General features: G+C 64.6%; 30 protein-coding genes. 29 read left to right on the plus strand and 1 reads right to left on the minus strand.

The genetic code is table 11. The features are described 5' to 3' along the window. Positions 1-113: 113 nt before the first annotated feature. From ACPEES_RS06660 to ACPEES_RS06800, 29 genes are all read left to right on the plus strand, one after another. Positions 114-989, plus strand: a complete 876-nt coding sequence (locus ACPEES_RS06660; RefSeq protein WP_435102315.1) for a hypothetical protein — start codon at positions 114-116, stop codon at positions 987-989. Then, entirely contained in the window at positions 979-2,370 is a 1,392-nt protein-coding gene (dnaB, locus tag ACPEES_RS06665; RefSeq protein WP_435102317.1) for a replicative DNA helicase, read from the plus strand. The genes ACPEES_RS06660 and dnaB overlap by 11 nt, the downstream gene beginning before the upstream one ends. Positions 2,371-2,381: 11 nt before the next feature. Continuing rightward, a complete protein-coding gene (locus tag ACPEES_RS06670; protein ID WP_435102319.1) occupies positions 2,382-2,744 on the plus strand; it encodes a hypothetical protein in 363 nt (120 codons plus the stop codon). Further along, positions 2,731-3,099: a hypothetical protein gene (locus ACPEES_RS06675; RefSeq protein ID WP_435102321.1), complete on the plus strand. Its 369-nt coding sequence runs from the start codon at positions 2,731-2,733 to the stop codon at positions 3,097-3,099. Before ACPEES_RS06670 ends, ACPEES_RS06675 begins: the two co-directional genes overlap by 14 nt. After that, a complete protein-coding gene (locus ACPEES_RS06680; RefSeq protein ID WP_435102323.1) occupies positions 3,099-4,196 on the plus strand; it encodes a DNA cytosine methyltransferase in 1,098 nt (365 codons plus the stop codon). The genes ACPEES_RS06675 and ACPEES_RS06680 overlap by 1 nt, the downstream gene beginning before the upstream one ends. After that, positions 4,193-4,666, plus strand: coding sequence for a hypothetical protein (locus tag ACPEES_RS06685; RefSeq protein WP_435102324.1), 474 nt, complete (start codon positions 4,193-4,195; stop codon positions 4,664-4,666). Before ACPEES_RS06680 ends, ACPEES_RS06685 begins: the two co-directional genes overlap by 4 nt. Then, positions 4,663-4,872, plus strand: a complete 210-nt coding sequence (locus ACPEES_RS06690) for a hypothetical protein (protein WP_435102326.1) — start codon at positions 4,663-4,665, stop codon at positions 4,870-4,872. The genes ACPEES_RS06685 and ACPEES_RS06690 overlap by 4 nt, the downstream gene beginning before the upstream one ends. Further along, positions 4,869-5,195, plus strand: a complete 327-nt coding sequence (locus ACPEES_RS06695; RefSeq protein WP_435102328.1) for a nuclease domain-containing protein — start codon at positions 4,869-4,871, stop codon at positions 5,193-5,195. The genes ACPEES_RS06690 and ACPEES_RS06695 overlap by 4 nt, the downstream gene beginning before the upstream one ends. Further along, positions 5,192-5,602, plus strand: a complete 411-nt coding sequence (locus ACPEES_RS06700; RefSeq protein ID WP_435102330.1) for a hypothetical protein — start codon at positions 5,192-5,194, stop codon at positions 5,600-5,602. Before ACPEES_RS06695 ends, ACPEES_RS06700 begins: the two co-directional genes overlap by 4 nt. 285 nt (positions 5,603-5,887) lie before the next feature. Next, the gene (locus tag ACPEES_RS06705) at positions 5,888-6,247 is read left to right on the plus strand and encodes a hypothetical protein (protein WP_435102332.1); all 360 of its coding nucleotides are present in this window, start codon (positions 5,888-5,890) and stop codon (positions 6,245-6,247) included. A 113-nt stretch (positions 6,248-6,360) separates the two neighbouring features. After that, entirely contained in the window at positions 6,361-6,828 is a 468-nt protein-coding gene (locus ACPEES_RS06710) for a GIY-YIG nuclease family protein (protein ID WP_435102377.1), read from the plus strand. Between the two features lie 136 nt (positions 6,829-6,964). Then, positions 6,965-7,183, plus strand: coding sequence for a hypothetical protein (locus ACPEES_RS06715; RefSeq protein ID WP_435102334.1), 219 nt, complete (start codon positions 6,965-6,967; stop codon positions 7,181-7,183). Beyond that, on the plus strand, positions 7,180-7,749 hold the full coding sequence (locus ACPEES_RS06720; protein WP_435102336.1) for a transglycosylase SLT domain-containing protein: 570 nt from the start codon (positions 7,180-7,182) through the stop codon (positions 7,747-7,749). The genes ACPEES_RS06715 and ACPEES_RS06720 overlap by 4 nt, the downstream gene beginning before the upstream one ends. Continuing rightward, entirely contained in the window at positions 7,746-8,201 is a 456-nt protein-coding gene (locus ACPEES_RS06725) for a hypothetical protein (protein ID WP_435102381.1), read from the plus strand. The genes ACPEES_RS06720 and ACPEES_RS06725 overlap by 4 nt, the downstream gene beginning before the upstream one ends. Beyond that, positions 8,098-8,340, plus strand: coding sequence for an Rz1-like lysis system protein LysC (gene lysC / locus ACPEES_RS06730; RefSeq protein WP_435102379.1), 243 nt, complete (start codon positions 8,098-8,100; stop codon positions 8,338-8,340). The genes ACPEES_RS06725 and lysC overlap by 104 nt, the downstream gene beginning before the upstream one ends. Before the next feature lie 38 nt (positions 8,341-8,378). Further along, a complete protein-coding gene (locus tag ACPEES_RS06735) occupies positions 8,379-8,660 on the plus strand; it encodes a hypothetical protein (protein WP_435102338.1) in 282 nt (93 codons plus the stop codon). Between the two features lie 172 nt (positions 8,661-8,832). Next, positions 8,833-9,330, plus strand: a complete 498-nt coding sequence (locus tag ACPEES_RS06740; RefSeq protein ID WP_435102340.1) for a DUF1441 family protein — start codon at positions 8,833-8,835, stop codon at positions 9,328-9,330. After that, the gene (locus tag ACPEES_RS06745; protein WP_435102342.1) at positions 9,320-11,395 is read left to right on the plus strand and encodes a phage terminase large subunit family protein; all 2,076 of its coding nucleotides are present in this window, start codon (positions 9,320-9,322) and stop codon (positions 11,393-11,395) included. The genes ACPEES_RS06740 and ACPEES_RS06745 overlap by 11 nt, the downstream gene beginning before the upstream one ends. A gap of 2 nt (positions 11,396-11,397) precedes the next feature. Continuing rightward, entirely contained in the window at positions 11,398-11,601 is a 204-nt protein-coding gene (locus ACPEES_RS06750) for a phage head-tail joining protein (protein WP_435102344.1), read from the plus strand. A gap of 75 nt (positions 11,602-11,676) precedes the next feature. Continuing rightward, positions 11,677-13,128, plus strand: coding sequence for a phage portal protein (locus ACPEES_RS06755; protein ID WP_435102346.1), 1,452 nt, complete (start codon positions 11,677-11,679; stop codon positions 13,126-13,128). Next, positions 13,125-14,558, plus strand: a complete 1,434-nt coding sequence (locus ACPEES_RS06760; protein WP_435102348.1) for a S49 family peptidase — start codon at positions 13,125-13,127, stop codon at positions 14,556-14,558. The genes ACPEES_RS06755 and ACPEES_RS06760 overlap by 4 nt, the downstream gene beginning before the upstream one ends. Positions 14,559-14,611: 53 nt before the next feature. Next, positions 14,612-14,977 (plus strand): head decoration protein, encoded by a 366-nt coding sequence (locus ACPEES_RS06765; RefSeq protein ID WP_435102350.1) that lies wholly within the window; start codon positions 14,612-14,614, stop codon positions 14,975-14,977. 74 nt (positions 14,978-15,051) lie between these two features. After that, positions 15,052-16,062 (plus strand): major capsid protein, encoded by a 1,011-nt coding sequence (locus ACPEES_RS06770; protein ID WP_435102352.1) that lies wholly within the window; start codon positions 15,052-15,054, stop codon positions 16,060-16,062. 9 nt (positions 16,063-16,071) lie between these two features. After that, complete coding sequence (locus ACPEES_RS06775) at positions 16,072-16,359, plus strand: hypothetical protein (protein WP_435102354.1); 288 nt, start codon at positions 16,072-16,074, stop codon at positions 16,357-16,359. Then, the gene (locus ACPEES_RS06780; protein WP_435102356.1) at positions 16,359-16,967 is read left to right on the plus strand and encodes a phage tail protein; all 609 of its coding nucleotides are present in this window, start codon (positions 16,359-16,361) and stop codon (positions 16,965-16,967) included. The genes ACPEES_RS06775 and ACPEES_RS06780 overlap by 1 nt, the downstream gene beginning before the upstream one ends. Continuing rightward, positions 16,964-17,416 (plus strand): hypothetical protein, encoded by a 453-nt coding sequence (locus ACPEES_RS06785; protein WP_435102358.1) that lies wholly within the window; start codon positions 16,964-16,966, stop codon positions 17,414-17,416. Before ACPEES_RS06780 ends, ACPEES_RS06785 begins: the two co-directional genes overlap by 4 nt. Beyond that, entirely contained in the window at positions 17,413-17,595 is a 183-nt protein-coding gene (locus tag ACPEES_RS06790) for a hypothetical protein (protein WP_435102360.1), read from the plus strand. Before ACPEES_RS06785 ends, ACPEES_RS06790 begins: the two co-directional genes overlap by 4 nt. A gap of 41 nt (positions 17,596-17,636) precedes the next feature. Continuing rightward, a complete protein-coding gene (locus ACPEES_RS06795; protein ID WP_435102362.1) occupies positions 17,637-18,398 on the plus strand; it encodes a hypothetical protein in 762 nt (253 codons plus the stop codon). 44 nt (positions 18,399-18,442) lie between these two features. After that, a complete protein-coding gene (locus ACPEES_RS06800; RefSeq protein ID WP_435102364.1) occupies positions 18,443-19,027 on the plus strand; it encodes a hypothetical protein in 585 nt (194 codons plus the stop codon). A 44-nt stretch (positions 19,028-19,071) separates the two neighbouring features. Here ACPEES_RS06800 and ACPEES_RS06805 read toward each other — a convergent pair whose 3' ends face one another. After that, entirely contained in the window at positions 19,072-19,530 is a 459-nt protein-coding gene (locus tag ACPEES_RS06805) for an Arc family DNA-binding protein (RefSeq protein ID WP_435102366.1), read from the minus strand. Positions 19,531-19,745: the final 215 nt, after the last annotated feature.

Genomic DNA, 19,745 nt, shown 5'->3' on the forward strand with positions numbered 1-19,745 from the left:
CACCGAATTGGCCGCAGTCAGCGCAAACGACAGAGCGTGCGCGCGTGGGCCGATGACGTGCGCGAAGCACTCGGGCACCCGAGACGTGAGGAGCGCAAGAGGCGTGCTGCGTAATGCCGGCGATCCGTCTCACCGACGACGAGTGGGTAGCGCTCGCCGACGAGCCACCGGAGCTGAGCAAGGTCTACGCGGGGCTCAAGCGCCGCATGGACTTCGAGAGCTGCGTTGTGGGGCTCACCTGCCGGATATCGGAGCAGACGGTGCGTGAGCTACTGAGCACTCCATCAGCGCCCGGGCGCAAGGCTGTGACGGCAACTCGCAAAAAGGTCCGGTACGCGGTCGACGCACTTGTGCGCCTTGGACTGCTCGAACCCCAGCCGGCGCTGGGGTCATTCGTTTTCGGCTTTCCGTACGCGATGGCGGATCAATCTGAGCGAAACAGGTGGGGCCAAGGTAGGGCCAAGGTAGGGCCAGAGGTAGGGCCGCAGGAAGGGCCATACAACAAGGCCGGAATTTCGCCGAATGACAGTGACTTAGGCGATGGCGCGCAAGCAAGCAGGGCCAAAGGCGGGCACGTAGGTGAATCAGAGGTTGTTTCGAGGTGGGGCCAACCTCCTGAGTCCGGTATCCGTTCTCCTTCCCCTGACGGGGAAGAGGCATCCGCCGCGCCTGCCGGCGCACCGGATTGCCCCCATCAGGCAATCATCGAGCTCTACCACCAGATACTGCCGACCAACCCGCCGGTGAAGACCTGGAATGACAACCGAAAGAAGTATCTGCGCGCTCGCTGGCGGGAGGACGAAAAGCGCCAACGCCTGGAGTACTGGGAGCGGTTCTTTCGCTTCATTGCCGAGGAGTGCCCGTTCCTGACCGGGCAGAAGGAAGGAACTCGCGGCCCGTTCACGCCGAGCCTTGAGTGGCTCGTGAGGCCCAGCAACTTCGCCAAGATCATCGAGGGGCAGTACCGGGAGAAGAAGCATGCAGCGTGAAGTTCCCCCGCACAGCATCCCAGCCGAGCAAGCAGTCATTGGCGGCCTGCTGATCGATACCGGCGCCATCAGCCAGGTGGCGGACGTCCTGCGCCCTGCGGACTTCTATCAAGCGCGTCACCGCGAGGCGTTCACCGCGGCGCTCGCCGTGGATGGGCAGGGCGAGGATGTGGACCTGCTCACCGTTCTTGAAGCGCTGCGTCAAGCCGGCACGCTCGATGAAGCTGGCGGCAAGGAGTATCTCGGACAGCTCGCCCGTGACACGCCCAGCGCCGTGAACATCCGCGCCTATGCCGAGATCGTGCGTGACCGCGCCGTAGAGCGCGAGCTCATCCAGGCCGGGCGCAGCTTCGAGCGCATTGTGCAGGAACCCGGCGGCGTCGGCGTGAAGCTTGACCGGGCGCAACAGGCGGTGCTCGACATCGGCCGGGAAACCGGTGGCGGTCCGGCCCTGGTGCGTGAATCGATGCCCGCTTGGGTCAACCAGATGGACGAGCGCGCCAACAAAACCGGCGATATCACGGGCATTCCCACGGGCTACTTGGACGTGGATCGACTGCTGGGTGGTCTGGAGCGCGGCGCCCTGATCATCGTGGCGGGCAGGCCCTCAATGGGAAAGACGGCCATCGCGCTCTGCATGGGCGGCAACATCGCCGATGCCGGGCATACGGTGGCCGTATTCAGCATGGAGATGCCCACCGATCAGCTCATTGACCGCCAGGTGTCGAGCCGCAGCGGCGTGCCGCTGAACGAGATCCGATCCGGTCGGCTGGCGGACAACGGCTGGCGCCGCATCACAGATGCCTCCACCGAGGTGACCAGCCTGCCCTTGGTAATCGACGACTCGGGCGTGCTGACGGTCACCGACGTGCGCGCCAGGGCGCGTCGCATCAAGCAGCGCCATGGCCTTGGCCTGATCCTCATCGATTACCTGCAGCTCATGAGCGGCCGCGGCGAAAACCGCAACCTCGAGGTCAGCGAGATCAGCCGCGGCCTCAAGCAGCTGGCGAAGGAGCTGAACGTGCCGGTGATCGCGCTCTCCCAGCTCAACCGTAGCCTCGAAAACCGCCCGGACAAACGCCCCCGCATGTCCGATTTGCGCGAGAGCGGTTCGCTGGAGCAGGACGCCGACGTCATCGCCTTCGTCTACCGGGATGAGGTCTACAACGAGGACAGCCCGGACAAGGGAACCGCCGAGTTCATCATCGGCAAGCAGCGCAACGGCCCGACCGGAACCGTTCGACTGATCTACGAGGGTGAGTGCACCCGATTCCACGACTGCACACCGGAGGCGTACGACGAGGTGCGGCGTCGCAACATTGCGCGCCAAGAGGCGGCCCAGCGCGAGGCCGAGCAGGAATCCGGGTGCAAGTACCTGTGAGGTCTGAGGGCATGAGCGAACACCAATGGCACACCGGCACGATGCTGATCCCCTGCGGCCAGTCCCGACAGGGCGAATGGACCCGGACTACCTCCGGGACTGCCTGGCACGCGATGTGGTGGCCCGCGCCGACGGAGACCCGGAGTACGTCCGGGCTTGGATCGCTCGATGGCGATCACGACACGGGGGCCGGTCTGCCGACGATCTGCGCGAGCGGTGCCGGAGAGAGTGGCGAGCCCGAGGGTGATCGCCTGGAGTTTGGGAGGGCAGTGATGGCAACTCAAATCGACATGCTCGCCGAGACACCGGCGAGTCGCGCGACGGACCCGGTGAGCTCGGCAGCGGCAGGGAGGGCGGCGTATGCAACCGAATGAACGGTTTCGGGAGATGCCGGAATACCCGGGGTATCTGGTCGGGGCTGACGGCTCGATGGTGCGCGCTATCCGCGGTGAAGTCTGGAAGCATCTCCCGATGCCTGATTACTCAAGGCGCGTAGATCCGCCGCGCCGGTTCCCGCCCGATCACAACGTGGGCAGCAAGCACGGCATGGCCAAGATCGATGAGGACACCGCGGCGGAGATCAAGCGATGCCTGGGCGGCGGCGAGAGCGGGGCATCGATTAGTCGGAGATTCGGCGTTAGCCCGTCCACCGTGTCGCGCATCAGGCGCGGTGAAGGGTGGAAGCATGTGCGGCCGGTAGCCGTGGCGGAGCTTGGGGAGGTGGCTTGATGGGGCTTCGCTACCTCAGCGTGTGCAGCGGCATCGAGGCCGCGACCGTGGCATGGCATCCGCTCGGCTGGACGCCGCTCGCGTTCTCTGAGGTTGAGCCGTTTCCGAGCGCCGTGCTTGCCCATCACTACCCGGAAGTACCGAACTGGGGCGACATGACCCGCTTCGAGGAGTGGCCTAATGCAGATATCGATGTTCTCGCCGGAGGAACCCCGTGCCAGTCGTTCAGCGTCGCGGGACTCCGCCGAGGACTGGATGATCCGCGTGGCAACCTCACCCTTACCTACCTTGCCATTGCTGAACGCTATAGCCCCCGCTGGGTGGTCTGGGAGAACGTCCCCGGTGTCCTGTCATCCGACGACGGACGGGCGTTTGGCGCCCTGCTCGGAGGGCTGGAAGAACTCGGGTATGGGTGGGCCTACCGGACGCTTGACGCTCAGTACTTCGGAGTGGCCCAGCGACGCCGCCGTGTGTTCGTTGTCGGCCATTTTGGAGACTGGCGGCCTGCCGCAGCGGTTCTTTTTGAGCCCGATAGCCTGCGCAGGAATTCTGCGCCGCGCCGAGAGGCGGGGCAAGGTTCTGCCCCCACCTTTAGCGCGCGCACTCGCGGCGGTGGCGGACTCGGAACCGATACCGAGTGCGACGGAGGGCTGATACCTGAAACGTCGCCCGCCTTGAAGGCCCGCGACTACAAGGGACCATCTAGCGACGGCGACGGCGACGGCGCCCCCATACTGCCCTGCATCACCGGGGACAAAACTCACGCCCTGACGGGAGAGGGTTTCGATGCAGGTGAGGATGGTACTGGGCGCGGGACACGAGTGCGTCGTCTCACGCCACGTGAATGCGAGCGCCTGCAGGGATTTCCTGACGACTACACGCTGATCCCCACCGGCAAGGCGCGGAAGGTCGAGGCCGACATGCTCGTCTACCTGCTCCGCACCTATCCCGACATGTCCGAGCACGAGGCACAGCGGCTCGCGAAGGACGGACCGCGCTACAAGGCGCTTGGCAATAGCTGGGCGGTGCCGGTTGCTGAGTGGATTGGTCGTCGTATCGATGCGTGCGACTCATTGGAGTTGAAGGAGGCGGCATGACGAAGCGGCGCGAACGTCTCCTATTCCGCGTCACCCGTGACGGGATGCTGGCGCCGGCTGACGGGATCACGCAGGGCCGGTGCCGCGAGCGCGGTTATCACGTCGGCGACGAGCTGCTGGCCGAACTCACCAAGCCACGGCACCTGGGGCAGTGGCGTTGCGCTCACCGTCTGGCCGATCTGGTCCGCGCCAACATCGACGGATTCGATCGACTGAATGCTCACGAGACGATCAAGCGCCTCCAGCTGGATGCCCGGGTCGCGTGCGACGAGGTGGAGGCGGTGACCACGGATGGCGAGGTGGTCCGGGTCTACGCCCCGCAGTCGTTGTCATTCGCGAACATGGATCAAGCGGAGTGGGAAGAGATCTACCGGGCGCTGTGCCGCTACGTCGCGGAAACGTGGTGGCCTGAGCTCGACGAGGACCAGGTGGCCGAAATGGCGGAGATGATGCCGGGGAGGGCGGCGTGACCGGAGGACGGATCACCATCGACGTGCGAGAGACGGCCACCCGGACCTATGTCGGTCTGGAGTGGCGCAACGGCCTGCTGAGCATGCGGGCTGACATCAACAGCGAACAGGACGTGCAGCGCGCGCACCGCATGGCCGAGGAGCTGCGGGCGCCGCTCCACATCACCGACAGGGCACGGGAAATGCTGGAGGTTCGGAAAGGATGATGATCCCGAAGCGATCACCCATTCGTTCCAAGACATACCGCGAAGCGGCGCACGGCCAGGACTGCACGATGTGGAGCCCCTGGTGTAACGGATTCGCTGACACGGTGCAGTTCGCCCATTCGGACTGGGGCGAGGACGGCAAGGGCAAGGCGCAGAAAGCAGATGACGTCTTTGGCGCCGACATCTGTAACGGCTGCCACAGCTGGCTGCATAACAGCAAGGCGTCGCGCGAGGAGAAGCGCGATTACTTCCACCGGGCAATGAAACGGACGATCCGGCGACGCTATGACATGGGATTGCTGTCAGTGAAGGGGGCGGCGTGAGCGGTGACTACATCCGTTTTGAGATACCGGAACCAACGATCCTTTTGAATCAGTATCTGCGCATGCACTGGAAGGCGCGGCGACGGTACGTGCAGCGGTTGGCGTGGCGAATCCGGGCGGCCATCGGGGCGCGACGCCGTCGGCCCATGGAGCAATGCCGGATCGAGATCGAGAGGCACAGCGCGGGTTTGCCGGATTGGGATGGTCTCTACGGTGGCCTCAAGGGTCTGCTGGATTGCCTGGTGGTCTGCACCGATCGCAATCCGCACGGCCTCGGGCTGATCCGCGATGACAACCCCGAGTGCGTGGTGCGGCTGGTCGCGCGGCCGGTGAGCGCACCGCGGGGCCAGGGCAAGACGGTGGTGACGATCCGCGAGGTTATGGCAGAGCAACGGGAGGCGGCATGACCGGCAAGGGACCATCGAATGCGTATCTGGCCTACGGCAAGCCAGAGAAGTTTCGAGAGGGGTGGGCGCATCCGCTCACCAGAAGCGGTCACGTCAATCACTACTTCCGGCGTACGGAAGCGGGCTCAGTACTGAGTCTTTGCGGCCGGCTTTCCGGTCCAGCGTCAGGATTGCTCAACCCTGGCAACTTTCCACGGTGCAAGGCCTGTCATCGCAAGGTGAGAGCGAGAAAACAGGCGTGCTCGTAATCAACGCAATGATGGAACCGGTATAGGAGGCGGCGTAGTGCTTGATGACATTGATCGGCGGCTTTGGGCTTGGGGCGATTACATGCGGTCACGTGCAGATTTCGGGATTGGTTACCCGAGTCGCAACTCTATCCACAAGGCGATGACTGAAGGACCTGGTGCTGGTTCGTCGGGCGGGTTTCGTTACGATCTTATGCCGGGCGAGGTCGAGCAAGTGGAGGCGATTGTCTGCGAAATGACGGAGCCACTGCGCGCGGTTCTGCGGGAGAAGTACATTCGGGGTGTTCCTGACAAAGTGGGCTCCCAGTGTTGCGGGATAAGCATGGACAAGTATCGCCGGCGGATCGAGCAGGTTCATTATTACCTCGCCGGACGAATAGGGTTGGCTGCCGCTTGACTTATGCGCAGGCAAGTGGGACCATTTCATTAACGTAGAATTGGTGCCTCCAGTCTATGGGCGTCTTTACTCTACCTGATCTCAGGACACCATCGCGGTACTACGTTTACGCGATGCTTTGCCAAGACGGTGACGGCCCTGGCTATGTAAAGTTTGGATACTCCGGACGAATCGGGGACAGGTTGTCTGCTCTTCGGTCAAGCTGTCCGATCCCCGCCCGGTTCTTTGCAATTTCGTGCGTTGGCAATACAAAAAGGACGGCGTTGGAAGTTGAGTCAGCGCTTCATAGCCGATTCTCGGATCGACGCTCTAGCGGGGAGTGGTTCAGGTTCGACTTTTCCTCACCGGAGGATAAGCGGGACTTCAATGAAGGCTCTTTGGGCGCCTTTGTTTCAGTGCTTGGTGGCGATTACGAGTGGTGGGTCAAACTGAGCGTCAAGGCGCTAGATGAGTATGAGAGGCGACGGAGAGCGGCGCTGTTGAAGGGCGGAAGCAAGAAGCGTCTGGACAAGAAGCGAAGGCAGCAGCAAGCAGAACGTCGCGCTCAACGAGAACTGGACGAATGGAGATGGTCAGCGTAGCCACCGTTTCCGGTTAATTCAAACCGCCCACTGAGGCGGTTTCTTCGTTTTGGGCTTAGCCATCTCGGCTGGGTGATGCAGAACTCTCCTCCTTGGCCGCCCCATTCGGGCGGCTTTTTTGTTTTCGGGGTGATCAATGGGCGAGGTGATCGTCGTCTCGACCGTGCTCGACATTGGGTTGGCGCTCGTGGCCTTGGCGCTGCTCTGGGGTGTGTTTCGTCTGCTCGACCGGGCGGCTGGGCGCGACTGGTATGAAGTGTCGAGCACGATTCTCCACGAGCCGCTGGCGGCGGCCGTGTATTACGGCCTGCGCTTCATCGGTGCCGCGACGCTGATGGGGTTGCTGCTTGGATGAGGCGGGCCGTCGCTGCGCTCCTGGCCGTCGTGGTGGTGCTACCGGCGACCGCGGATGCTGTACGCATCTCCGACCGATACGACGCGGACATCCGCGAGGCCGCGGAACGGTACATGCCGACCGTGGACTGGCGGTTGTGGAAGGCACAGCTCTATCAGGAGAGCAGGCTGGACCCGGACGCCGTGTCGCCGGTCGGCGCTCGCGGGCTAGCGCAGTTCATGCCGGCGACCTGGGAGCAGGTCGCTAGCCAACTCGGCTATGGCCACGTGAGCCCGCACGCCGCGCGCCCCGCGATCATCGCCGGCGCGTACTACATGGGCCAGCTGCGGTCGCAGTGGTCGGCGCCTCGGCCGGAGGCGGACCGGCACAGCCTCGGCGTGGCCAGCTACAACGCCGGACTGGGGAACGTCCTCGCCGCGCAGCGCCGGTGTGATAACGCGGCACTGTACCGGCAGATCATCGCCTGCCTGCCGGATGTCACCGGTCGTCACGCTCGGGAGACCAAGACATACGTCGCCCGGATCTGGCGCTGGTGGCGTGAGCTGCTGCTGGGAATCGGGGGATGAGCTGGTTAACCGGGATGCTGGGCCGGCTCGCCTCGAAACTGATCGGCTCGCGCGTACTTCTTGGGCTGCTGATTGCGGCCATGGCCGCCGTGGGTTTCTTGTACTGGCGCATGAGCGCAGCCCAAGCAGAGATCGAGGCGGCGTCCATGCGCGCATCGCAATACCGTGCCGCACACCGCAGCGCAGTCGAGGCGCTCGAAGCCGAGAGACAGGAAGCCGCGCTCCGCGAGCAGCTCCTCGCCGAGCAACGCCAGAAGGCCGACGCGCGAGACGCCCAGATCGGGGAGTTACGTGATGCACTCGACCAGGCGCGTGAGCAGGGCAGTACAGCGTATCGCGACTGCTTGGATGTGCATCTGCCTCGCGCTCTCCGTGAGCGGCTGCGGGACTACCGAAGTGATTCGAGAGCCGCAGACCCGGACGCTGCTGCCGCCGGCGTGGATGGCGACTGAGTGCCCGCAGTCACCGGTGGCCGCAAGCACCATTGGTGACGCCCTGGATCTGCTGCCGGTCGTGATCGATGAGCGTGACCGCTGTGCCGCTCAGGTCGATGCCCTGCGGCGGTGGCGGGCTGAGCACGAGGCAATGTGATGGCGGCGTCAGACGCCGGTACAGATATGGACAGGGAAATGACTCAGCACCTCGACGCACGACTGACGCGCATAGAGGACAAGCTGGACACGTTGGCGGATGCCATGGCGCAGATCGCGCGTGTCGAGGAGCGCCTTAGTCAGCAATCCGGGTCGATGGATCACCTCGTGCGCCGAGTGGATGACCACGACCAACGCCTCAGCGAGGTGGAGCGCAAGGTTACGCGCTCCGGTGTGGTCGTCGGTTGGGGCGAGCGGTTGTTCTGGGTGCTGGTCGTCGGGGCCGTGACGGTCGGCGGGCGGTTCATCGTCGGGGTGTGATCGCCGGCGGAACCCCGGGGACCCTGGGGCGAGAGCCAGTCCCACGGGTACGCAGAGTCGCGGATTCCGGCAAATTTTCGGCGCCCTTGGGTCGTCAGCAGCACCTGCCGGAATCGCTGGGAGTACAAGGGCTTGCTGGTGACGAAGGTGCCGACGACGGGATGAAAGCACGGTGGCAGAGGTCAGCCGACTCGACGAGGCGTACAGCTGGAACATCTCGCGCATCGCCGATGCTTTCGGCCTCCACCGCGACACCGTGCGCAAGCGCCTACGTGCTGCTGGGGTTGCGCCGGTTGGCACCCGGAACGGAGCGCCACTCTATCCGCTGAAGCACGTCGGCCCGGCGCTTTTCGTAGAGACGGTGCCGGGGGTAGGCGAGGGCGGTATCGATCCGGATCGCCTGCCGCCGGCTGACCGCAAGTATTGGTATCAGTCCGAGAACGAGCGGATAAGGCTCGAGCGCGACCTCGGCGAGTTGCTCTATGCAGAGGACGCGCACCAGGAGATGAGCCGGTTGGCCAAGGCGGTCGTGAACACATTGGAAGGGCTTCCGGACGTGCTCGAGCGCGACGCGGGGTTGCCGCCCGAGGCGATCCAGCGTGTGCAGGAGCTCATGGATGCCACGCGCGAGCAGCTGTATCAGGCAGTGATCGACGACGATGGGGATTGATCAGAGCCAGTACCTGGCGAGCGCTCGGCAGATCCGCATGGACGTGGCCGAGCTGCTCCGGGCACCGCGTCGCATTCGACCGAGTGAGGCTGCCGCCGAAAGCCTCATGGTCGTTGACGGGGCAGGGCGCGTGACGCCTTGGAGCCCGGACGTAGCCTCCTATATGCAGGAGCCGCTGGACTGCCTGGCCAGCCGGCTCTACGACGCAGTCGTGTTCATCGGCCCGGCACGTAGCGGGAAGACGATGGCGTTGCTCGAGGGCTGGACGGCGTACGTGATCACCTGTGATCCGGGCGACATGCTGATCGTGCAGATCAGCGAGGATAAGGCGCGGGAGTACAGTAAGAAGCGTATCGACCGCGCGCTGCTCAACAGCCCCGATCTACGTAAGAAGCTCTCGCCACGCGGGCATGACAACAACGTCCACGATAAGACGTTCCGTGCCGGCAACTACCTCGGCATCAAGTGGCCGAGCAAGAACGTACTTGCGAGCTCCGACTACCGCTTCGTGGCGATCACCGACTACGACCGGTTGCCGGACGACATCGACGGCGAGGGCGACGCCTTCACGCTGGGGTCGAAGCGGACGCAGACGTTCGGCTCCAGCGGTATGACAATGATCGAGTGCTCGCCCGGGCGCGAGGTTCAGGATGCGGATTGGCGCCAGCCTGATGACGAGCCGCACGCGGCGCCGCCCGCAGGCGGGGCGCTCGCCATCTATAACCAGGGCGACCGCCGCCGGCTCTATTGGCAGTGCGACCATTGCCGCGGTTGGTATCAGCCGATCATGGAGCACTGGCACGCGGAGAGCGCACGGCCATTCTGTCCGCATTGCGGCGCCCAACCGGAGCCGCGGGATAAGCGCCGACTGAACCGGGGTGCCCGTTGGGTTCCCGAAGGGTGCTGGCTGACAGATGACGGTGAGCTGCGCGGGGAGCGCCGCGACACGCGCATCGCCTCGTTCTGGATGGAGGGCCCGGCGGCGGCGTACCAGACGTGGCGCAGCCTGGCGTCCAAGCTCGCGACCGCTGAAGCCAACTTCGCGGAGACCGGCAATCAGGAGACGCTGAAGTCGGTCTACAACACGGACTGGGGGCGACCGTACACGCATCGCCACGGTGAGAACCGGCGTAGCAGTGAGTGCCTGATCGACCGCGCCGAACCGTTGTCGAAGCGCGCGGTGCCGAAGGGAGTCCGCTTCCTGACGGCCGCCGTCGATGTGCAGGGCGGCCAGAATCGGCGGTTTGTCGTGCAGGTGGAAGGTTGGGGGCGAGCCGGCGAGCGCTGGATCATCGACCGGTTCAACATCAAGGATGACCGCGGCCCTCGCAACGACCAGGAGCCGCAGCCGATCGACCCAGCTACACGGCCGGAAGATTGGGACATCCTGACGCGCGACGTGCTACCGCGCAGCTACCGCCTCGATGACGACAGCGGCCGGCGCATGCAGGTCGCGATGGTTGGCGTCGATTCCGGGGGCGAGGAAGGCGTCACGCCGAACGCCTATGCCTGGTATCGGCGCCTGCGCCGTGAAGGGCTGCACAAGCGCGCGATGCTGGTGAAGGGCAGCTCCACGCGAACCACGACGCGGATCCGCAAATCGTACCCGGACAACACGGGGCGCAAGGAGCGCCGCTCTGGTGCTCGCGGCGACGTGCCGATCTACATGCTCGGCACGGACCAGCTGAAGGACACGGTTGCCGCGATGCTGGATCGCGAGTCCCCGGGCCCCGGGTACATGCACATCCCCGACTGGCTTGGCCGGTGGTGGTACGACGAGCTCACGTACGAGGTCCGCGACACGGATGGCCGGTGGCGAAAGCCCGGCAATCGGGCCAACGAGACCTTCGACCTCTGCGTCTATAACCAGGCGGTGTTTATCCATATTGGCGGCGAGCGCATCAACTGGGATGCACCGGCGCAGCCCTGGGCGCGGCCCTGGGACGAGAACGTGCTCGTTCTGAGCGCCGACACGGCGCGCGCGATCCGCGAGGGGGCCGGCATCGAACAACGACCGACTCGCCGTCGTCGGCGAGTCTCCCGCAGTAGCTATCTCGGCAGGTGACCATGGCGTACACGCAGGCGGATCTGGACCGCGTCGACGCGGCCATCGCCAAAGGGGCGAGTAGTGTCACGCTCTCCAGCGGTGAACGTATCGAGTATCGGTCCGTGCGGGCGCTCAAGGCCGCGCGCGACCACATTGCTCGGCAGCTCCACAAGGCGGCTCGCCGGCCGCGCGCGTTCCGCGTCTACACGAGCAAGGGGTTGTAGATGCAGCGTTCCCGGTACATGACCGGCATTGGTGGGCGGCCTTTGGTTACGCCGAGCGGGGCGCCGATCAAGCGTATGAGCGCCGCGCCATACCAGGCGGCCAGCCAGGGCCGGCGCACGCGGGCGTGGAATGCGTCGGGGGCTGGTCCGACGAGTGCCGCCACGAATGCTGGTCAGACGCTGCGCAATCGTGCGCGGGCGCAGTATCGCAACGACCCGTATGGTCGCAGTGCGATTAACAAGCTCGTGTCGAACATTATCGGCACGGGCATCAAGCCGCGGTCGCTCGCAGCGGACAAGTCGTTCCAGGCGGAAGTGCAGGCGCTTTGGCAACGCTGGGCGCCGGAGTCGGATCCCGAGGGACTGTTGAGCGTCTATGGCCAGCAGATGCAGGCGGTCAATGCTTGGCTGCAGGGTGGCGAGGCCTTCCTGCGCGCTCGTCCTCGGCGTCCCTCCGACGGCCTTTCTGTGCCGCTGCAGTGGCAGGTGATGGAGCCGGAGATGTGCCCGCTGGACTTCCACCAGCAGCACGGCGCGAACACTATCCGGCACGGCATTGAATTTGACCCCATTGGGCGCCGGGTGGCGTATTGGTTCTACCGCCGGCACCCGGGTGAAATGTACCCGGGTGCTACTGATGCCGGACAGTACACCCGCGTGTCCGCGAGCGAAGTGATCCATCTCTTCGATCCGGTTCGCCCTGGACAAATCCGCGGTACGCCGCAAATCGCGTCTGTGCTTCTGCGCATGTGGGAGGTCGACAAGTACGACGACGCCACCCTTATGCGTCAGCAGATAGCCAACCTGTTTGCCGCATTCGTGCGCCGTCGGCCGCCGGACGAGGGCGAGGGGCCGACTAACCCGGTTACCGGTGAGGAGGTCAGCCAGTCCGGCGATGAGCCGCCGGAGATCGCCCTGGAACCGGCGATGGTCAACGAGCTCGACCCGGAAGACGAGGACGTCACGTTCGCGAGCCCGCCGTCCGCTGGGGACAACTACGCCGATTTCCTGTGGCAGCAGTTGCTCGCGACCAGCGCAGGCTCGGAAGTGCCCTACGAGGTGCTGACCGGAGACTACTCCCGCATCAACGACCGAGTGGCCCGCGTGATTCTTCACGAGTTCCGTCGGCGCGTGCAGCAGATGCAACAGCACATCGTCATCCACCAGATGTGCCGCCGGCAATGGTCCGTATGGCTGCGACGCGCCGTGCTTAGTGGCGCGCTCGATGCTCCTGGATTTGGTGATAGCCCACAGGCGTACGACCGCGTGCGCTGGATCCCGCAGGCCTGGCCGTACATCCATCCCCAGCAGGACGTGGCCGCGCAACGCGAGAGCAAGCGCGCCGGCTGGAAGACTCAGGCCGAGATCATCAGCGAAACGACTGGGCGGGACATCGACGACGTCTACGCCGAGCTTGAGGCAGAGAACAAGCAGGCAGATGCCCGCGGTCTCGTGCTCGACAGCGATCCCCGCCGCACGGCCAACAACGGCAGCCGCACGAAGCCGCCGGAGGACACAGAGGAATGACCAACTACAGCCACATCGCACACCGGGTGTTCAATCGCGCCCTCCTGGTGGAGCCCAGCTATGCCCGCGTGTTCGTGGGAGCGCTGGCGGAGCGGCTGGACGTGCGATCGCTGGCTCTGCCCGATGGCATCACGGTCGACGCGGCGGAGCTGAGGTCCACCGCAGCGGGATTCGCCCCACGCGAGCGGGGGCTCGTCGACACCGTGGACGGCATCGCCATCATTCCCGTCGAAGGCACGTTGGCGCATCGATACGGCCACCTGGAGCCGTTCAGCGGCATGACTGGCTATGACGGCATTCAGGCCAAGATGGAAGCCGCCCTTGAGGACACTTCCATTCGCGGAATACTGCTCGACATCAACAGCCCCGGCGGCGAGGTGTCCGGTTGCTTCGACCTGACGGATTTCATCTATGAGTCGCGCGGCATTAAACCGATGTGGGCCGTGGCCGACGAGCTCGCTTGCTCTGCCGCGTACTCCCTGGCGAGCGCCGCTGACCGGATCATCGCCCCGCGCACCGCAGACCTGGGCTCAGTGGGAGTGCTCACCATGCACGTCGATCAGAGCCAGATGGTCGAGGACATGGGCCTGGACGTGACCTTCATCCACGCCGGCGCTCATAAGGTGGACGGCAACCCCTTCGAACCGCTCCCCGAGGACGTCCGCGCCGACATCCAGGCGGAGATCGACGAGCTCTACGCGATGTTCGCCCACACGGTCGCGCGTAACCGCGGCATGGGCGACGGCGCCGTCCGGGACACTGAGGCCCGGGTCTACAACACGCGCGATGCCATCGAAGTTGGATTTGCGGACGAGGTCATGGCCGTGCGCGATGTCATGCCGGCGTTCGATGAGTACCTTTCCGATCAACGCACTAACCGCAGAACGTTTGCCAGCGAGGTGAAGGACATGAGCCTGTCCCTGTTCGGCCGCGGCCGCCGCAAGGCCGCCGAGAGTGAGCAGCCGGAGAAGCCGGCGGAGACCGAGAGCACGGAGGCCGAGGAGACCGAGGCGACCGACGAATCGGGCGAGGGTGGGCAGGCCACCGAACCGGAGAGCGGTGACCAGGAGCCGGCCACCGAGCGCGAGCACCAGGAGGCGGCCAGCGCGCAGCAGATTGTGGCGATGTGCTCCGAGGCCAAAGTCGACAGCCTCGCCAACGCCCTCATCCAGCAGGGCGCGACCGTGGAGCAGGCGCGGGCCGAGATCGCCAACGCCGGCGCGCTTCGCGACGCGTTTGCTGCGGCGGAGTTGTCGCCGCAGCTCGCCGAGCAGGCGATCCGCACCGGCATGGACGCGGAATTCGCCCGGACCCTGCTCACCGAGATCACGGCTCAGGCGTCGGGCGAGGAACTGAACCACCATCAGCCGCCGAAGACTGCCGCGCCCGACGGTGGCAAGGACTGGGCGGACGTCTATTCCAGCGTCTAATGCAACCACGCCGCCCCCGCGGTGGGGCAATTCAAGACCCAAAGGAGGTGTAGATGGGCGTTAAGACTGAAGGCATGCACCGCGGGGAATTCCTCGTGAGTGAAGCGAATGGGAGCCGCTCCCGCGAGACCGTGACCATCGCGTCCGGACAGGTGCTCGAGGCGGGGGCCGTGCTGGGCAAGGTGACCGCTTCCGGCGAGTACACCGCATACGCACCGGGTGCCACGGACGGGTCGGAGGCGGCGGCTGCTGTGCTTTACGACGCCGTGGATACTGGCGAGGGCACCAAGGAGGCAGTCGTTGTGGCCCGGGACGCTGAGGTGAATGCGACCGAGCTCGTATGGCCGAGCGGTGCCACGCAAACCCACATCGACAACGGCACCGCCAATCTGGCGGCCAACGGCATTATCGCCCGGTAACCCCAACCACCCGAACGCAGATCCAAGGCCGCCCTCGAGGCGGTTTTTTCGTTTCAGCCCCACGAGGTGACCCAATGGCCCAGATGGACGTCTTCGAGTCCGACGCGTTCAGCGCGTTGGAGATGACCGCTGCCATCAACAAGCAGGATTACCAGCCGAGCATGCTCGGCGACATGAACCTCTTCGAGGTGAAGCGCATCCGCACCGAGAAGTTCGAGATCGAAGAGCGCGACGGCAAACTCGCGCTCGTTCAGTCCAGCCCGCGCGGCGCCCCGCTGGAGCAGGCGCAGCACGAACGCCGCAAGGTCCGGGATTTCCGCACCGTGCGTGTCGCCAAGGGCGATACGATCATGGCCGACGAGATTCAGGGTATTCGGGCCTTCGGCACCGAGTCCGAACTAATGCAGGTGCAGGCCGAGGTGGCTCGCCGGCAGATGGCCCTGCGCCGCGACATCGAGCTGACTTGGGAGCACATGCGCCTCGGCGCGGTGCAGGGCATCGTGACCGATGCCGACGGTTCGGTGCTCTATAACTTCTTCGACGAGTTCGGGGTTAGCCAGCCGGCCGAGATCAACTTCGCGTTGGGCACTGGAACGACCGACATACAGGCGAAGTGCGCCGAAGTGGTCCGCGCTATGCAAAAGGGGGCCAAAGGGGCATGGACGCCGCAGACCCAGATCGTTGGCCTTGCCGGGGACAGCTTCTTTGACAACTTGGTGACGCACAAGGAGACCAAGGAGGCGTTCAAGTACCAGCAGAGCGCCCAGCTGCGGCAGAACATCGCCTACCAGACGTTCGACTTCGGCGGCATCCACTTCGTCAACTATCGCGGCACCGACGACGGCTCAACCGTCGCCATCGGAGAAGACGATTGTAAGTTCTTCCCGCGGAATGCCCCGGGTGCGTTCGAGGTGGCGTTCTCCCCGGCGGAGAGCTTCGACTTCGTGAATACCCCGGGCCAGGACTTCTACGCCTGGGTGGTTCAGGACGAGAAGCGGAACATGTGGGTCCAGCCCGAGGTGTACAGCTACCCCATGTTCTATCCGACCCGGCCGCTGATGCTACAGCGCGCCCGGCGTGCCTGACGCGTACTCATGAGCGAAGAGCTATCCGACGCCGCTGCCGAGATCCTCGGCAGCGAGCTCGGTTACGAAGCCGAGTACGAGGGCACGCTGTGCCGGGCGCTGCGGCAATACAACCTCGAGGTCCCCGATAGTCACGGCTACGTCATCGAGGTGCAGATCGCCATTACGCTGCCGCGTGAGCTCGGCATCCCACGCAACGGCGAGACCATCGTCATCGGTAGCGAGACCTACCGCGTGGCGCGGCTCATCCGCTACGACGACTACGTCACCGTCTCCAGCTGCACGCTCACGTCCTGATGGCCGCCAATCGCTACGCCCGCATCGACGGCCTCGCCGAGGTCCGCTCGGCGCTGGGCAAGGCCGGGAGTGTGTCGCGAAAGGCTGCGAGGCTCGCCATCAACGACACCGCGCGGCGGATGCGCACCGCCGGCAGCAAGGCGATCCGCGAGCAGGTGAACCTCAAGGCGAAGTACGTCAACGATCGCCTGCGGATTACGGAAAAGGCCACGGACGACAGTCCATTCGCGATTATCTCAGGACGGCGGCGCGAGACCCGCCTGGATCGCTACGGCGCGAAGCAGCTGACCAGGAAGGCCAAGCACCCGAGCCGCAGCGAGGGCGACCCACTGCGTGGTATTCCCGCGGGGAAAAAGGCCGCGGGCATCAGCGTGAAGGTCAAGCGCGGTGGTCCGCGCAAGAAGATGCGTGGCGCCTTCTTTATTCCCCTCAAGGACAGCGGCGGCCTTGGCGTCGCCACACGCACCGGCAAGGGAAAGAACGCCTACGAGGTCGAGCACGGCCCGTCGGTGCATCAGGTCTGGCGCGACGTCCGCGAGGACCTGGCCCCCGAGGCCGAAGAGCGTCTTAACAGCGAATTCCAACGCCAGCTCAAGAGGTTGCTGTGAGCGAACTCGTCATCATCCAGGCCATGCAGTCGCTCACCACACGGCTGCAGGCCGTCACCACCGCCGACGGCTGGCAGACCGATATCGGCCCCGCTGTGCACACCGGCTGGCCGAAGCACCTGATCTTGCATCAGCAGATCGACCCGCCCGTGGTGGCCGTGCATCCCAGCACCGACGACCGCGTGAGCGGGCAGGGCGGCAACATCAAATCCACGCGCACCGTCGAGATCGAGGTGATCGCGAGCCAGCACGACACGCCGCCCGAGTGGCTCGACCGCGCCCTGCACGACATCCGCGGCGCCCTGGTCGGCCTCGACCGTGACATACCGCGCGTGATCACCGCCGAGGCCGGCTCGGCCACGTGGAGCGAGCTGGAGGACACCGCCCTCGTGCGCCTCATCGTCCCCGTCACCATCGACTACACCGACCACTACGGAGGCCCCGCATGACCACCGAGACCAAGAGCGCCAAGCCGCTGAACGCCGACACCGCGTATCCCAACGAGACCGAGACGGTCACGCTCAAGTGCAGCCACGTGCACCGGCGAATCCACGGCACCGAGAGGGACAAGTTCTTCGTCACGTCTGACCAGGCGCGCCGGCTCAAGGCCCGCAAGGTCGCTGAGTAACCGCCGGCGCCGCACACATCCGTATCAGGGAGCACTGATCAATGACCGCCAAGAACTACTCAATGATCGGCACCGGCGTCGTCCACGTGCGAAAGCGCGCCGCCAACGAAGGCTTTCGCGACGTCGGCAACGTCTCCGCGTTGAACATTTCCGCCGAAGAGGAAGAGCGTACCCTGCGCAACTACCGCGGTGGCGGTGGCAACTACGCGGCTGATCGCCAAGTTTCCGGCGTGACCGCGGAGATCACGCTGCACGACTTCTCGCCCGAGAATTGGGAAATGGCCCTGCGCGGCACCGTTACCGAGGTGTCGGCCGGCAGCGTCACCGGCGAGGAGCACACTGTCTACGTGGGCGCGATGACACCGCTGGACTACGTGCCGGACTGGTCGGATACCGCCAACACGCTCACGGTTACGAAGGACCCGGGCGGCACCGCGACCGTGCTCACCGAGGGAACCGACTACGAGACCACGCCCACTGGCATCCGGCCGTTGGAGGGCGGCGCCGTTCAGGACGGCGACACCGTTGGCGTCGACTATGACAAGCACAAGAGCGCCATCATCCACGCCTTGATGGGCGCGTCGCCCGAGCTCGAAATCTACTTCGAGGGGCTCAACGATGCGCAGGGCGGCATGCCTGTCCGGCCACACCTCAAGCGCGTGAAGCTGGGTGTTCCGAGTGACCTCGGCTTCATTTCCGAGGACTTCGCCAGCATGTCGATCACCGCCGACGTCCTCTATGCCAACGACGCGGCTGCCGGCACCTCACCGTTCTTCGACATCAACATGCAGCGCAAGGCGTGACGCGTTACTCTCCTGCCTGTGACACAGCGCACAGGGAGGGAGTGATGGCGCGTTATCTCTGGATCGTCGCGGCCGGCCTGCTGATGGTCAGCGGGTCGGCCGTCGGCGAGGTGTACAAGTGCGAGGTGGATGGAGAGGTCGAGTTCAGTGATAAGCCGTGTGCTGACGACCCCACCAAGATCGAACGCCGTCCTGAGTATATGACGCCCTACGAGCGACGCCAGGCTGAGCGGGAAAAGCGGCGCAAGGAAAGGAAGGCGCGAGAAGAGCGTCTAGAGCAGCAGCGCATCGAGCGTCAACGAGAGATCCGTAAAGAGCGAGAGCGGCGTTCGGAAGAGCGATATGCGCGCCGGAAAGCGCGCATGAAGGAACTAAAGCGAAAGGCTAAGGATGCGCCGCCCGAGGAGAAGGAACTGTTCGAACGTATTCACTTCGGCCTGCAACAACAGTCCGTTGTGGTGGGGATGACAGAAGCGGACGTGAATCTGATCAAAGGCCGCCCTGACTCAGTGAATAGAACCACAACGGCTTACGGGACCAGCAAACAGTGGATCTACGGCTCCTTTGAGGAGGGGGACCGGGAATACATATACCTCGAGAACGGACGTGTGACATCCATTCAGGACTGACCAGCAGGCTGTTGTTTTGCAAAGAAGCCGCCCACCGGGCGGCTTCATTCGTTCGGCTGCTTGCTTTGGTCGTCTTGTTGGGCGTCTCGACGAGCTTTGGCGTCTTCAAGGCGAGTCTGGAGCTTTTCCAGTAACGCGCTGTGCTCGTCCGCCTTCTCGAGGAATTCGGACAAATTGGCCTCTGCGAGTTCATAAACTCGCTGCCAGCGTTCGGGCAGGTGTTGCTGGTCATTCATAGGGCCAAGGATCTCAACAATGTCGAGGCTTAGGGCGGCCTCGCGCACGTGGTACGAGGCGCTACGCGCTTCCTCTACCTCGCGTAGATGCTCCAATCGGGCGATAGCGTCACGCAGCCCCTGGACGGAGCTTGAATCGAAGCTCTCCTCCAGCCTGTGAACGATTTCCGCGTTGAGAGACCGGCCACTTTCCTTCGCAGCCTCCTCGACCTGGGTGCGCAGCTCGGGAGGCATGCGGACGCGCATTTGCGGGTGTTGTCGACTCATGCCGGGATGATGCCTCACGGTGGGGTTGACCACAATGGATCACGGTGTGACACTCGTGGTGTGGCCTCACGGTGAGGCCAAACGTGGATGACTAACGGGAGAGCACGATGAAAGGGTCACGTGACATGCCTCAGATCACCCGGGTTCCACAGGCACAGGCCGTGAGAGGGGGTATTTGTGGCCTTAGGGTTCTGTCGGATCAGTGACTTGGGTGC

The organism is Arhodomonas sp. AD133, assembly GCF_051195215.1.
Lineage (GTDB): Bacteria > Pseudomonadota > Gammaproteobacteria > Nitrococcales > Nitrococcaceae > Arhodomonas.

Coding starts and splice junctions, on each gene's coding strand:
- dnaB (WP_435102317.1), top strand. CDS start 979: ATGCAGCGTGAAGTTCCCCCGCACAGCATCCCAGCCGAGCAAGCAGTC.
- ACPEES_RS06675 (WP_435102321.1), top strand. CDS start 2,731: ATGCAACCGAATGAACGGTTTCGGGAGATGCCGGAATACCCGGGGTAT.
- ACPEES_RS06780 (WP_435102356.1), top strand. CDS start 16,359: ATGGCCGCCAATCGCTACGCCCGCATCGACGGCCTCGCCGAGGTCCGC.
- ACPEES_RS06795 (WP_435102362.1), top strand. CDS start 17,637: ATGACCGCCAAGAACTACTCAATGATCGGCACCGGCGTCGTCCACGTG.
- ACPEES_RS06750 (WP_435102344.1), top strand. CDS start 11,398: ATGGCGTACACGCAGGCGGATCTGGACCGCGTCGACGCGGCCATCGCC.
- ACPEES_RS06775 (WP_435102354.1), top strand. CDS start 16,072: ATGAGCGAAGAGCTATCCGACGCCGCTGCCGAGATCCTCGGCAGCGAG.
- ACPEES_RS06715 (WP_435102334.1), top strand. CDS start 6,965: ATGGGCGAGGTGATCGTCGTCTCGACCGTGCTCGACATTGGGTTGGCG.
- ACPEES_RS06755 (WP_435102346.1), top strand. CDS start 11,677: ATGAGCGCCGCGCCATACCAGGCGGCCAGCCAGGGCCGGCGCACGCGG.
- ACPEES_RS06765 (WP_435102350.1), top strand. CDS start 14,612: ATGGGCGTTAAGACTGAAGGCATGCACCGCGGGGAATTCCTCGTGAGT.
- ACPEES_RS06710 (WP_435102377.1), top strand. CDS start 6,361: ATGCTTTGCCAAGACGGTGACGGCCCTGGCTATGTAAAGTTTGGATAC.
- ACPEES_RS06760 (WP_435102348.1), top strand. CDS start 13,125: ATGACCAACTACAGCCACATCGCACACCGGGTGTTCAATCGCGCCCTC.
- ACPEES_RS06695 (WP_435102328.1), top strand. CDS start 4,869: ATGATGATCCCGAAGCGATCACCCATTCGTTCCAAGACATACCGCGAA.
- lysC (WP_435102379.1), top strand. CDS start 8,098: ATGTGCATCTGCCTCGCGCTCTCCGTGAGCGGCTGCGGGACTACCGAA.
- ACPEES_RS06685 (WP_435102324.1), top strand. CDS start 4,193: ATGACGAAGCGGCGCGAACGTCTCCTATTCCGCGTCACCCGTGACGGG.
- ACPEES_RS06680 (WP_435102323.1), top strand. CDS start 3,099: ATGGGGCTTCGCTACCTCAGCGTGTGCAGCGGCATCGAGGCCGCGACC.
- ACPEES_RS06745 (WP_435102342.1), top strand. CDS start 9,320: ATGGGGATTGATCAGAGCCAGTACCTGGCGAGCGCTCGGCAGATCCGC.
- ACPEES_RS06660 (WP_435102315.1), top strand. CDS start 114: ATGCCGGCGATCCGTCTCACCGACGACGAGTGGGTAGCGCTCGCCGAC.
- ACPEES_RS06725 (WP_435102381.1), top strand. CDS start 7,746: ATGAGCTGGTTAACCGGGATGCTGGGCCGGCTCGCCTCGAAACTGATC.
- ACPEES_RS06720 (WP_435102336.1), top strand. CDS start 7,180: ATGAGGCGGGCCGTCGCTGCGCTCCTGGCCGTCGTGGTGGTGCTACCG.
- ACPEES_RS06670 (WP_435102319.1), top strand. CDS start 2,382: ATGAGCGAACACCAATGGCACACCGGCACGATGCTGATCCCCTGCGGC.
- ACPEES_RS06800 (WP_435102364.1), top strand. CDS start 18,443: ATGGCGCGTTATCTCTGGATCGTCGCGGCCGGCCTGCTGATGGTCAGC.
- ACPEES_RS06735 (WP_435102338.1), top strand. CDS start 8,379: ATGACTCAGCACCTCGACGCACGACTGACGCGCATAGAGGACAAGCTG.
- ACPEES_RS06770 (WP_435102352.1), top strand. CDS start 15,052: ATGGCCCAGATGGACGTCTTCGAGTCCGACGCGTTCAGCGCGTTGGAG.
- ACPEES_RS06805 (WP_435102366.1), bottom strand. CDS start 19,530: ATGAGTCGACAACACCCGCAAATGCGCGTCCGCATGCCTCCCGAGCTG.
- ACPEES_RS06790 (WP_435102360.1), top strand. CDS start 17,413: ATGACCACCGAGACCAAGAGCGCCAAGCCGCTGAACGCCGACACCGCG.